The following is a 13033-nucleotide window of genomic DNA, read 5'->3' as shown; positions in this document are numbered from 1 at the left end:
GGCATGCCATTTGAACCACTTATCACCGCTGTGATTGAAACGTCACTGAATACACTGATCAAAGACGACCCTGCATTGGGCCGTCGTTTAGCGCGTCTAAAAGGTCAAGTTATTCAAGTTCACCTGAAAGAGATCAATAAAACACTGACGTTCGTTTTTAGTCAGCAAATTGATGTGCTCGGTCATTATGAAGGACAGCCAAACTGCTACTTATCGCTCAACTTGAGCGTGTTGCCAGAGCTGCGTGATCAGGCCAACATCACTCGCCTTATTAAACAAGATAAACTTGAGCTTGAAGGCGATATTCAATTGGCGCAGAAATTCTCTCAGTTGATGGTGGATTACAAGCCAGATGTTGAAGAGTGGTTGTCTCGCGTGACTGGCGATGTCGCCGCACATACCTTTGTGCAAGGTTCAAAAAACATAGGCAACTTCCTCGCATCTCAAGCAGAGAAACACCAGCGTCATCTTGCGCAAGTAGTGACTGAAGAGTGGAAGTTGGCACCTGCTCCTCTAGAAGTGGCGTATTTTTGCGACCAGGTTGATGAGGTTCGCAGCCAGGCTTCTCGCGTTGAAGCTCGCTTGACTGCTTTGCTGAATAAGCTGGATGCAGATAAGCCGGCATTGGAGAAACCATGACGCCAGCAGAACTAAAGCGCTTATACCACATCGCCAAAGTACAACTGGAATACGGCTTAGATGAGCTGCTTCCCGATCACCAACTGACCAAAGCTCCGTTATTACTGCGCAAAAGCTTGTTCTGGATTAAGAACAAGCATCCAGAAAAACCACTCGGTGAGCGCCTGCGTTTAGCGTTGCAAGAGCTGGGGCCAGTTTGGATTAAGTTCGGTCAGATGATGTCAACGCGCCGTGACTTATTTCCTCCGCACATTGCTGATCCCCTGGCTTTGCTTCAAGACCAAGTCGCGCCATTTGATGGTGAGCTAGCAAAAAAGCAGATGGAGCAAGCATTAGGTGGCCCGTTAGAAAACTGGTTTACCGAGTTTGATATCAAACCACTGGCGTCAGCATCGATTGCTCAGGTGCATACTGCGCGTTTAAAAGACTCTAACCAAGAAGTGGTATTAAAGGTTATCCGCCCAGATATTCGCCCGGTCATTGATTCAGATCTAAAACTGATGCACCGAATGGCGCGTATAGTCGCCGGAGCGATGCCTGAAGCACGTCGTTTGAAACCGGTTGAAGTTGTACGTGAGTACGAGAAAACATTGCTTGATGAACTCGACTTACGACGTGAAGCGGCGAATGCCATTCAGTTGCGTCGCAACTTTGAAGGCAGCGAAGAATTGTATGTTCCTGAAGTTTTTCCTGACTTCAGTAATGAAACTGTCATGGTTTCTGAGCGAATATATGGCATTCAAGTCTCTGATATTGATGGCTTGAAAGCAAATGGCACCAATATGAAATTGCTCGCGGAGCGCGGCGTGAGTGTGTTCTTCACTCAAGTGTTCCGAGACAGCTTCTTCCATGCCGATATGCATCCGGGGAACGTATTCGTCAAACCAGAACACCCAGAGAACCCAATGTGGATCGGGCTAGATTGCGGAATCGTTGGTACACTTAATAGTGAAGACAAGCGTTATCTGGCGGAAAACTTCCTGGCGTTTTTCAATCGAGACTACCGCCGAGTGGCGGAGTTACATGTGGACTCAGGATGGGTGCCTGCAGATACCAATGTCGATGAGTTTGAGTTCGCGATTCGCATTGTGTGTGAGCCTATTTTTGCTAAGCCACTGTGCGAAATCTCCTTTGGTCATGTGTTGTTGAATTTGTTCAACACGGCACGTCGATTCAACATGGAGGTTCAGCCACAACTTGTATTGCTGCAAAAAACGCTGCTGTACGTGGAAGGTCTTGGTAGGCAGCTGTACCCTCAGCTTGATTTGTGGGAGACCGCAAAACCATTCCTTGAAGAATGGATGATGAATCAAGTTGGGCCGCAAGCTTTGGTGAATGCGATTAAAGATCGCGCGCCATTTTGGGCGGAGAAGTTACCGGAACTGCCAGAGCTGCTTTACGATAGCCTGAAACAAGGTAAAGCGATGAACCAACGAATGGATCAGCTTTACCAAGGGTATCGTCAGAGCAAGCGCCAGCAGGCGACAGGAAAGTTTTTATTTGGCGTTGGCGCCACTTTAGTCGTATGCTCGGCAATATTGGTGAACAATGCTTTTGAGCAGCTTTCGTTGGCCAGCGGTATCGCAGGTGTCACATTTTGGCTGCTTAGTTGGCGAGCTTATCGTCAATAGACGTTAAACTCTTGAAATATTTTTGTTTATTTAAAGACCCGAGGTAAAGAGAATGGGTGGTATCAGTGTTTGGCAACTTCTAATCATTGCTGTAATTGTTGTATTGCTATTCGGAACTAAGAAACTACGCGGTATCGGTGGCGATCTGGGTGGTGCCGTTAAGGGCTTCAAAAAAGCGATGAGCGAAGATGAACCTGCGAAAAATGACAAAGACGCAGACTTCGAACCAAAAAGTCTAGAAGAGCAGCAGAAAAAAGAAGCTGCTCCTGAAACGAAAAAAGACAAAGAGCAGGCGTAAAACGTGTTTGATATCGGTTTTTGGGAACTGGTATTAATATCTGTTGTTGGTCTGGTCGTTCTTGGGCCGGAGCGTTTGCCTCATGCTATTCGCAGCGTGTCTCGCTTTATCGGTGCCGCTAAGAGTATGGCAAATAGCGTCAAAGACGAATTGTCACACGAGCTGAAAGTCCAAGAGCTGCAAGAAAACTTGCGCAAAGCAGAGCAAATGGGGATGGATGATTTGTCCCCTGAGTTGAAATCTTCAGTCGAAGAATTGAAGAAGGCAGCGCAATCTGTAAATCGTCCTTACGCAAAGAACACCGATTCAGAGGCTGAGCCTGTAAAAACAGAGCCAGCAGCAGAAAAGGTAGAGAAAGCGGAAGAGAGCAAGGTTACAGCGGCAGATAAGAAAGCCGAATAGTCTCATTAGGAGGAGCTACTAGTGATTGGTAGCTCCTTTTTGATCTGGTTTTTAATAAGAGGTTTGCCATGTCTACCGTCGAGCAGACACAACCTTTAATTAGTCATTTGTTGGAGCTTCGCAACCGACTACTGCGCTCAATTTTGGCAGTGTTGGTGGTGTTTGTCGGACTAATTTATTTCTCTAACCACATTTACGAGTTTGTTTCCGCACCTTTAGTAGAGCGTCTACCTGAAGGCGCGACCATGATTGCTACGGATGTGGCTTCACCCTTTTTCACGCCACTGAAGTTGACGTTAATCGCTTCGGTATTTATTGCGGTGCCGTTTATTTTGTATCAAGTTTGGGCCTTTGTTGCTCCTGGCTTATACAAACATGAGCGTCGTTTGATTATGCCGTTGCTGTTTTCCAGCTCACTGCTGTTTTATTGCGGTGTGGCATTTGCGTATTTTGTGGTGTTTCCACTAGTGTTTGGCTTCTTTACTGCTATCTCATTGGGTGGTGTAGAGTTTGCGACCGACATTTCTAGCTATCTCGATTTTGTTCTAGCACTATTTATGGCGTTTGGCATCGCGTTTGAGGTGCCTGTGGCGATCATTTTGTTGTGTTGGACTGGTGCCACCACTCCAGAAGATCTAAGACAGAAACGGCCTTATATCATTGTGGCGGCGTTTGTCGTAGGTATGGTGTTAACGCCACCAGACATGATCTCGCAAACCTTACTCGCTATTCCGATGTGTTTACTGTTTGAAGTCGGTTTGTTCTTTGCGCGTTTTTATACGCGTCGAGGCGAAGAGGCAGAAGCGGAAACCGAAGAATAAGTTTACTGTAGATGTAAAAAGCGGCTCAACTGAGCCGCTTTTTTTTGCGGTTGGTTTGTTTCTTGGGCTAATTACTTAACTTTCATGACGTAACCACACTTTGTGCATACGTATACTTCCTTGATGCCCAGCAGCTTTTGAAAAAAACTGCGCGGTACGCGTTGTAAGTAAGCACCATGTGTACACACTTCAACTTCCATATTCATGCTGTTTACATTTGTGCTAATTAATGGGCATAAAGCAGTATAGAAAAAGAATATGTCTAATTGTCGACAGTTTTGCAAAACAGACGAAGTAAAGTGGCGATATGAGAGGTAAGTAGAGTTGCTAGTTAATTATTATGTTTATCAATAACTTTGTGTGGGGTGTTCTATTATTTCAATAGGTTGAATCATTCATTCAATAGTTTAGGTAATAAAAAAGCGACGTTGATTTCGTCGCTTTTTTCAATTTTCGTGAATTAAATATTAAACAGCTTTTTGGCATTTTCAGTCGTTATTGCATCGATAGTTGCGACATCGACATCACGCAAGTCGGCAACACGTTGTGCAACGAGAGAAGTGTAGGCTGGTTCATTACGCTTACCACGGTGCGGTACAGGCGCTAAGTATGGACAATCGGTTTCTAAAATGACCCACTGCATATCCAAATGTGGAATGACTTTATCCATCCCGCCATTCTTAAAGGTCGATACGCCACCCAAGCCTAAGTGGAAGCCTAGCTCATTGATTGCTTGCGCTTCTTCTAAGCTGCCTCCAAAACAGTGGAATACACCACGCAGACGACCATCTTGCTCTTGTCTTAGCAAAGTGAGTGTTTCTTCAATCGAATCACGAGTGTGGATAACGACTGGTAAATCCATCTCTTTTGCCCAGTTAAGTTGAGCTACGAACGCCATCTCTTGCTCGGCGCGATAGGCTTTGTCCCAATACAGGTCGATACCAATTTCGCCCACCGCAATAAACTTGTGTTTCTCAAACCAGCCGCGGATGATTTCCAACGTTTGCTCAACGTTGTTATCCACATAGCAAGGATGGAGTCCCATCATTGAGTGGCACACGTCTGGATACGCCGCTTCGGTTTGTAGCATGGGCTCAATAGAGTCCAGATCGATGTTTGGCAACAGGATCTTATTAATGCCTTGCGCTAAGGCGCGTTGTACTACTTCATCGCGGTCGTTATCAAATTCGCTGGCATAGATGTGCGCGTGGGTATCGATCATCGTTACTCTCTGTGCTTCATGGTTGGTTTCGTATTCGAAGTATACTTGAGTGTGAGTGCTGGGTCATTTTCAGTTTTTTTCATTACCTTTTTCCAGATTGTCACTCGCAACATGCATCAAGAGTGATATGATTTTGTTCACCAGATGATTTGATCATCATAACCGTCCAGACAAGGAGAAAATGGTGTCTGTATCAATTCAAGGTCCATTCCCTGCACGCCGTATGCGTCGTTTACGTAAGCACGATTTTAGTCGTCGTTTGATGGCTGAGAACCAACTTTCTGTTAATGATCTGATTTATCCAATGTTCATCCTAATGGGTAAAGATCGTCGTGAGAGCGTGGAGTCCATGCCGGGTGTAGAGCGTTTGTCGATTGATTTAATGCTAGAAGAAGCGCAATACCTTGCAAATCTAGGCGTTCCAGCAATCGCGCTTTTCCCTGTCGTAAACCAAGACGCTAAAAGCTTATGTGCTACTGAAGCCTACAACCCAGAAGGTTTGGTCCAGCGAGCAGTACGTGCGCTTAAAGAACATATTCCTCAAATCGGTGTGATCACAGACGTGGCACTTGACCCATTCACGACGCACGGCCAAGACGGCATCATCGATGAAGATGGCTACGTAATGAATGATGAAACCACAGAAGTATTGGTTAAGCAGGCTTTGTCTCATGCAGAAGCGGGTGCTGACGTTGTCGCGCCTTCAGACATGATGGATGGCCGTATTGGTAAGATCCGCGAAGCATTAGAAAATGCGGGCTACATTCATACACAAATCATGGCTTACTCGGCTAAGTACGCGTCGAACTACTACGGACCATTCCGTGATGCGGTTGGCTCTTCTTCAAATCTAAAAGGCGGCAACAAGAAAAACTACCAAATGGACCCAGCAAACATTGACGAAGCGATCCATGAAGTGGCGCTAGACATCAATGAAGGTGCGGACATGGTGATGGTTAAACCTGGTATGCCATACTTAGATGTAGTTCGCCGAGTTAAAACCGAACTTCAGGTACCGACGTTTGCTTATCAGGTGTCTGGTGAGTACGCGATGCATAAAGCGGCGATCATGAATGGCTGGCTCAAAGAGCGCGAAATTGTGATGGAATCACTACTGTGCTTCAAACGTGCAGGTGCTGACGGCATCTTAACGTACTTTGCGAAAGATGTGGCTGAGTGGTTGGCAGAAGAGAATGCACAAACTGCTCAACACCTAAATCGTACTCCGGAAGCGACTGAAGAGTAATTATCGCTCAGTGAGAAACACCAGACCAACAAGAGTTGTTCGTCTGTATATACCCAAGTAACCTCAGGCGGATTACAACAGTAACAATCCAAGGTGCTTGGGTATTTTTATTTTGGAGAAGAGAACAATGACAATGCTGATTCGTGAAGGCACATTGGAAGAAGCACTTCAAGTTGTGGCACGTGTTACCGAATTTTCGAAAGGAGAAACGGTAGACTCCATGACTCAACGTTTAGAAGAGAAAAACAGTTTAATCCTCGTTGCAGAAAAAAATGGCACGATTGTCGGCTTCAAAATAGGTTACGAATTAGAGGATGGTGTTTTCTATAGCTGGTTGGGTGGTGTCGTTCCTGAGGCTCGAAATGAAGGCGTGGCACAATTACTTTTGGAAGCACAAGAAGATTGGGCGGCTGAGCAAGGCTATAACACGTTAAAAGTGAAATCTCGAAATCAGTTTCCTGCTATGCTTCGATTGTTATTGAGAAATGGCTATATCATTGAAAAATTTGAAGAAAAAATCAATCTTCGTGAATCTCGAGTTCATTTCATTAAAGCGATGTGAAAATAAATGAGATTTTTTCTCATTTAACTGTTGACTACGAAATGAGAATCATTATTATTAAACCTGTCTTAGGGAATGAGGAAGAGTTCACAAGGACGTTGAATGACTTATTAACAGAAGTTGATTAACTGAAAGTTGAGAAGTGATGAAACATTTTTCCGAGAACTTGCACGAATTCTTTTTGACACGACATTGCTCACATTGCTTCCAGTGTAATTTATAGCTTCTTGGTTAAGCTGCTCTATTTACAGAATTTGCTTTACCACTTCTGCTAGGCGACCCCATTCGGGTCGCTTTTTTCTTTTCTACGATTTCTATTTGACGTCACTATTCGTATTTTTTCCACACGCGATGATCATTTAAGGATCGTTGATCTTCTCGCCGTTTTATAAAATAAATATTTAAAAACAATAACTTACCTTGTATGTTTTTTGTGTTTTCTATCATTGGATAACCAGTGGATAATTTCTATAAACAGAGTTATCCACAGGGTGAGGTTATCTTCGTGAATAAAATCGAAAAATTTACGCGACCTAGATCGAGCGAACAAGATAGATTCGGATCAGCAGTCATGGCATCCTAGGCAGATCTCTCAAGTACTGAATTGGATACAGACAATTATGGCAAGTATTCCTGAAAATCCGTTGATCCTTATCGACGGCTCTTCTTACCTATATCGCGCTTTTCACGCCTACCCGGGCACCATGAGTAATGGTGAAATTCCAACTAATGCCGTTTACGGTGTCGTGAACATGTTACGCAGCATGATGCGTCAGTTTGCGTCTGAGCGCATCGCGGTGGTTTTCGATGCGAAGGGAAAAACCTTCCGTGATGATATGTATGCAGAATACAAAGCTAATCGTCCACCAATGCCGGATGATCTGCGTTGCCAAATTGAACCATTGCACAATGTTATTCGCGCGATGGGTTTACCACTAATCTGCGTTCCTGGTGTCGAAGCGGATGACGTTATTGGTACGTTGGCGTATCAAGCATCACAAAAGGGCATGCCTGTATTGATCAGTACTGGTGATAAAGACATGGCGCAGTTGGTGGATGATAATATTACCTTGATCAACACCATGACGAACGTCGTGATGGATCGTGAAGGTGTGGTTGAAAAGTTTGGCATTCCACCTGAGTTAATCATCGACTACCTAGCGCTGATGGGCGATAAAGTAGATAACATCCCTGGTGTACCAGGCGTGGGTGACAAAACAGCGACCGCACTACTGCAAGGTATTGGCGGTCTGACTAAGCTGTATGAAAATCTCGATGACATTGCTGCGCTTGGCTTCCGTGGTTCTAAAACCATGGCGAAGAAGCTCATCGATAACAAAGAAAATGCTATGCTGTCGTACGAGCTCGCGACCATTAAATTGGATGTTGAACTTGAAGAAACGCCAGAATCACTGCTGAAAGCGGAACCAAATAAAGACGAACTAGCGAAGTTGTATGGTCAACTGACGTTTAAATCTTGGTTGAACGAGCTACTTGAAGGTGGTTCTGGGTCGGTAGAAGCTGTTGAGCTTGCTGGCTCTGCTCAAGCCTCTGCTTCTCATGCTGAGATGGAAACTTCCGCAGTGACAATCGACCGCAGCCAATATGAAACGATTCTGGATGAAGAAACCTTCAATGCGTGGCTAGACAAACTTCAAACGGCCGAGTTGTTTGCGTTTGATACGGAAACCGACAACCTAGATTACATGCTAGCGAACCTGGTTGGTTTGTCATTCGCTGTCGATGAAGGCATTGCCGCTTATGTGCCTGTTGCACATGACTACCTAGATGCACCTGAACAGCTTGATCGTGATTGGGTTCTAGGACAGCTTAAGCCAATTCTTGAAGATGCAGCGAAAGCAAAAGTTGGTCAAAACTTAAAGTATGATGCGTCTGTATTGGCTCGTTATGATATTGAGCTAAAAGGTATCAAGCACGACACGATGTTGGAATCGTACATTTACAACAGTGTCGGCGGTAAACACGATATGGACAGCTTGGCGCTGCGCTTCCTACAACATAGTTGCATTTCTTTTGAGCAAATTGCAGGTAAAGGCAAAAATCAGCTTACGTTTAACCAAATCGAGTTGGAACAAGCATCGCCATACGCGGCAGAAGATGCGGATGTGACCCTTCGTCTGCACAATCGCTTGTTTGCGAATATCGAGCAGGATGAAAGCCTGAAGACAGTGTACGAAGAGATTGAAATGCCGTTGGTGCCAGTTCTTTCGCGCATTGAACGCACCGGGGTCTTTATTGACGAAATGAAGCTGAGTGCGCAGTCGGTAGAGATTACCGCTCGCCTTGATGAGCTTGAAAAGAAAGCGTATGAAATTGCAGAGCAAGAGTTCAACATGAACTCGCCAAAGCAATTACAAGCCATCCTATTTGAAAAAATGGGGTTACCGGTGGTGAAGAAAACGCCATCAGGTACACCATCGACGAATGAAGAAGTGCTACAAGAGCTTGCCTTAGATTACCCACTTCCAAAATTGATTTTGGAATATCGCGGTTTGGCGAAGCTTAAATCGACGTACACGGATAAGCTGCCGAAGATGATCAACCCAACAACAGGGCGTGTGCATACTTCTTACCATCAAGCGGTAACCGCAACAGGTCGTCTATCTTCTACCGATCCGAACTTACAGAACATTCCAATTCGTAACGAATCTGGCCGTCGTATTCGCCAAGCGTTTGTCGCACCAGCTGGCCATAAAATCTTAGCGGTCGACTACTCGCAAATCGAACTGCGCATCATGGCGCACCTTTCTGGCGACCAAGCGTTATTGGATGCCTTCCGTGATGGTAAAGACATTCACGCGGCAACTGCGGCAGAAATTATGGGCCTGGATATTGAACAGGTATCCAGTGAGCAGCGTCGCCGTGCTAAAGCCGTTAACTTCGGGCTTATCTATGGCATGAGTGCATTTGGTTTGGCGAAGCAGCTTGGTATCCCTCGCGGCGAAGCACAAGCCTACATGGATAAATACTTTGAGCGTTACCCTGGCGTTATGCAGTACATGGAAGACACGCGCAGCACGGCTGCAGATAAGGGCTATGTTGAAACGATTTTTGGTCGACGTTTGCATTTACCAGAAATCAAATCGCGCAACGGGATGCGTCGTAAAGCTGCTGAACGTGCGGCAATCAACGCTCCGATGCAAGGTACAGCTGCGGACATCATTAAGAAAGCGATGCTGTTGGTTGATCAGTGGATTCAGGAAGAAGGCAATGGCCGTGTGAAGTTGTTAATGCAAGTACACGATGAATTGGTCTTTGAAGTTGAAGAGTCATCATTGTCCGAAATTGAAAGTAAAGTACAGAAATTGATGGAATCTGCAGCAGAGCTAAAAGTACCGTTGGTTGCAGAAGCAGGGCACGGTGACAACTGGGATCAAGCTCATTAGTCACTTTTAGACCAAAATAACCAATTAATTATGAGCCAGCGCACAAACGCTGGCTTTTTTTTGCGATTAAAAAAGCTAGCGCAAAGTTAACTTTGATGTTGCTTAATAAAAATTTCATGAAAAAAAACTACAAAAATTCTTTGCAATTCTGACCAATTGTTGTACATTAATACTCGTAGGGTACAGAGGTAAGATGTTCTATCTTTCAGACCTTTTGTTTCACGTTATTGGATTAGGCTGATTCAGCCGCCCCAGTCAGCTTTTGACTGGGGCGTTTTTTATTGGGCGAAAGAAAATTTTTCTTTTTGTTCAATGTGTTGGGTTGGTAACGACTTGTCTTTATATTTCTCCCATCTTTAACCTATTGTCTACACTCCAATTTTCTTAAAAAACTCGCAAACTATTCAGTCTGTAAATTTATGCCAATCACACTATGATTTTTTCTTGAAGGAAACTAAGTTGAAGGGAAAATGGGCAGATTTCTGTCTAACTTGTTGAATTGTATTTTCTTTATTGGTTATGGCTGTGAGTTGATTAAGCGAAAGCTAAAGTTAGGCGGCTTTTTAAGCTATTGAAATCATCCGATAGTTCAGCAATGCTTCGTCACATAACAATAATTACCAATTTTTCTCTCCCGTTATCCCTGCCAGGAAGGTGGGGATTTTTATTGCCTGTTATTTAGCTCAGATAAACAAAAGCCCCACCAAATGGTAGGGCCGTGTCGAAAAAATTTAACAAATATTGTTAATTATTCTTCGTCGCTTGTTGGGGTATCCAGTTCGTCTTCTTCTATCAGGTGCGCGAGCGCCGGTGCAAACCAGATATCCAGTTTTGCGCGCAGCTGATCAACGCCTAATCCTTTAAGGGAAGAGAACACATCAACGGAAACGTCGCCACCGAAAGTTTCCACTTGTTTGCGAACTTTCAGCAGGGTTTGTTTGCGTGCGCCACTTTTTAGTTTATCTGCTTTGGTTAGCAAAACTTGCACAGGAATGTGGCTATCGATGGCCCAGAAAATCATTTGCTGGTCGAGATCTTTCATTGGATGACGAATGTCCATCAGAACCACTAAGCCTTTTAGGCACTCGCGTTTCTGTAGGTATTCACCTAAAGATTTCTGCCATTTGTTTTTCATCTCTACCGGTACTTGAGCAAAACCGTATCCAGGTAGATCGACAATGTGACAACCTTCTTCTACTTTGAAAAGGTTGATTAATTGCGTACGACCAGGTGTCTTTGATGTCTTGGCTAAGCTTTTTTGATTAGTTAGACGGTTAAGTGCACTCGATTTACCAGCGTTTGAGCGTCCTGCAAACGCAATTTCGACACCTTCGTCTTCCGGTAGGTGACGAATATCGGGTGCGCTGGTGATGAAATGCGTATTTTGGTAATGAATTTTTACGCTCACTGTTAACTCCATCTCGACTTTGTGTAGTCGATTGATTACTTTTTTGTGAAAATGTGTAAAATAACCGTGCTCGGCATAAGGTCGCCTATTGTACCATGAGTGTACGCGGTATGTTCACATTCCGTGGTACTGGAAGCTTGATAATTATAATGGAATGTCATGAAGAAATTAGCGCTAATTTTGAGTCTTTTAGCCAGTTGCTCAGTATGGGCCCAAGGTAATATTGAGGCTGGTAAAGCAAAATCACAAACCTGTGTCGCCTGTCACGGAGCAGATGGCAACAGTGCAATAACAACGTACCCGAAACTCGCAGGCCAACACGCTAAGTATCTTGAGAAGCAGTTAAAAGAACTTAAGCTAGGCATGACAAGTGGTGGTAAACAAGGTCGTTACGATCCTGTAATGAGTGGTATGGCAATGCCACTGAGCGATGAAGATATCGCAGACCTATCTGCTTACTACGCTTCGCTACCAGTTTCAGAAAACTCAACACCTGAAGATGTGGTAGCAAAAGGCAAAACGCTTTATACCGCTGGTGATGCCGAGCGTGGCCTAACCGCATGTATTGCATGTCATGGTCCTCGTGGCAATGGTACTGAGCTTTCAGGTTTCCCGAAAATTTCTGGTCAGCATGCTGACTACATCAAAGCTCAGCTAGAAAAATTCCGTGATGGCGACCGTGGTAATGATATGAATGCCATGATGCGCGACATCGCGAAGAAAATGACAGACGAAGATATCGAAGTGCTGTCTAAATACGTTGGCGGTCTGCACTAATATACCTAAATCGCTCAAGATCCTGCATCTTGAGCTGGTTGGGTAGATGTCCCTACATCGTTCGAGCAACTTGTACAAAAATGCCCTAGTGAATCCACTAGGGCATTTTTGTTCGTGACAAATATCACAGTCGACTTTGAGTTCGAAAGCGATAGTTAGCTCGGTAGTTTGTGAGACATTTGCCATACTTGATGTTGGCTTTTTCTTGTTGGTGTTTTTAACTTTTTGATTAAATGATAATTTTGATGTTTTAGAAAAATAGGCGGATTATTTTTTCAACCCATTACTTGTGAGCATCGCGGGATGGCGTAAAGTAGAAGTTGTTCACAGGGGGTGAATGTAAGGATTTAAGACTACGGTTTAGGTCTCCAAGGATGTAGCTCGGATGCTTGGTGATTTAGAAAGGGATTTAGATAGGTAGGGAGCCTATCTGATAAGGATGGTCATCTCGTCTGACGGTTAAGACAGTGAAACGGATCAGGCACAGGAAGTTGCTCAGTAGACAGGAAGTAAACGGATAGCCAAAACTCATCAGGAAGATGAAAAACAACTCTTTTTGGCAGGGAAAGCTCGAAAAACAAAGGGATCATTGGTGCACCAAATGTGTGCAACACAGTTTC

11 protein-coding genes are annotated in these 13033 nt (G+C 44.4%); 9 read left to right on the top strand and 2 right to left on the bottom strand.

The window, feature by feature from the left end; translation table 11 throughout:
* Positions 1-3: 3 nt before the first annotated feature.
* The 5 genes from NDJ01_RS18000 to tatC all read left to right on the top strand — a co-directional run bounded on the left by NDJ01_RS18000 (position 4) and on the right by tatC (position 3791).
* Positions 4-639 (top strand): SCP2 domain-containing protein, encoded by a 636-nt coding sequence (locus tag NDJ01_RS18000; RefSeq protein WP_258587083.1) that lies wholly within the window; start codon positions 4-6, stop codon positions 637-639.
* Positions 636-2270 carry a ubiquinone biosynthesis regulatory protein kinase UbiB gene (ubiB, locus tag NDJ01_RS17995; RefSeq protein WP_006741774.1) on the top strand — a complete coding sequence of 545 codons (1635 nt, stop codon included), beginning with the start codon at positions 636-638 and terminating at the stop codon, positions 2268-2270. The genes NDJ01_RS18000 and ubiB overlap by 4 nt, the downstream gene beginning before the upstream one ends.
* Positions 2271-2322: 52 nt before the next feature.
* Positions 2323-2568 (top strand): Sec-independent protein translocase subunit TatA, encoded by a 246-nt coding sequence (gene tatA / locus NDJ01_RS17990; RefSeq protein WP_005382958.1) that lies wholly within the window; start codon positions 2323-2325, stop codon positions 2566-2568.
* Positions 2569-2571: 3 nt separating this feature from the next.
* Positions 2572-2970 (top strand): Sec-independent protein translocase protein TatB, encoded by a 399-nt coding sequence (tatB, locus tag NDJ01_RS17985; protein WP_005382959.1) that lies wholly within the window; start codon positions 2572-2574, stop codon positions 2968-2970.
* A gap of 68 nt (positions 2971-3038) precedes the next feature.
* Positions 3039-3791, top strand: a complete 753-nt coding sequence (tatC, locus tag NDJ01_RS17980) for a twin-arginine translocase subunit TatC (protein ID WP_005394442.1) — start codon at positions 3039-3041, stop codon at positions 3789-3791.
* Positions 3792-4251: 460 nt separating this feature from the next.
* Here tatC and NDJ01_RS17975 read toward each other — a convergent pair whose 3' ends face one another.
* Positions 4252-5013 (bottom strand): TatD family hydrolase, encoded by a 762-nt coding sequence (locus tag NDJ01_RS17975; protein ID WP_139059547.1) that lies wholly within the window; start codon positions 5011-5013, stop codon positions 4252-4254.
* A gap of 184 nt (positions 5014-5197) precedes the next feature.
* Here NDJ01_RS17975 and hemB point away from each other — a divergent pair, with 184 nt between their 5' ends.
* The 3 genes from hemB to polA all read left to right on the top strand — a co-directional run bounded on the left by hemB (position 5198) and on the right by polA (position 10228).
* Complete coding sequence (gene hemB, locus NDJ01_RS17970; RefSeq protein WP_031777176.1) at positions 5198-6259, top strand: porphobilinogen synthase; 1062 nt, start codon at positions 5198-5200, stop codon at positions 6257-6259.
* Between the two features lie 127 nt (positions 6260-6386).
* The gene (locus NDJ01_RS17965; RefSeq protein ID WP_012841227.1) at positions 6387-6821 is read left to right on the top strand and encodes a GNAT family N-acetyltransferase; all 435 of its coding nucleotides are present in this window, start codon (positions 6387-6389) and stop codon (positions 6819-6821) included.
* Between the two features lie 620 nt (positions 6822-7441).
* The gene (gene polA / locus NDJ01_RS17960; RefSeq protein ID WP_258587082.1) at positions 7442-10228 is read left to right on the top strand and encodes a DNA polymerase I; all 2787 of its coding nucleotides are present in this window, start codon (positions 7442-7444) and stop codon (positions 10226-10228) included.
* Between the two features lie 748 nt (positions 10229-10976).
* Here polA and yihA read toward each other — a convergent pair.
* The gene (yihA, locus tag NDJ01_RS17955) at positions 10977-11636 is read right to left on the bottom strand and encodes a ribosome biogenesis GTP-binding protein YihA/YsxC (protein WP_258587081.1); all 660 of its coding nucleotides are present in this window, start codon (positions 11634-11636) and stop codon (positions 10977-10979) included.
* 159 nt (positions 11637-11795) lie between these two features.
* On the opposite strand from yihA, the gene NDJ01_RS17950 reads away from it, so the two are divergent.
* Positions 11796-12413, top strand: coding sequence for a cytochrome c (locus NDJ01_RS17950; RefSeq protein WP_005379248.1), 618 nt, complete (start codon positions 11796-11798; stop codon positions 12411-12413).
* The last annotated feature ends 620 nt before the right edge of the window (positions 12414-13033 follow it).

It is taken from the genome of Vibrio sp. HS-50-1 (genome assembly GCF_024747315.1).
Taxonomy (GTDB): domain Bacteria; phylum Pseudomonadota; class Gammaproteobacteria; order Enterobacterales; family Vibrionaceae; genus Vibrio; species Vibrio diabolicus.
Note: the sequence above shows the minus strand (reverse complement) of the source record. Positions and strands in the feature narration are given on the sequence as shown.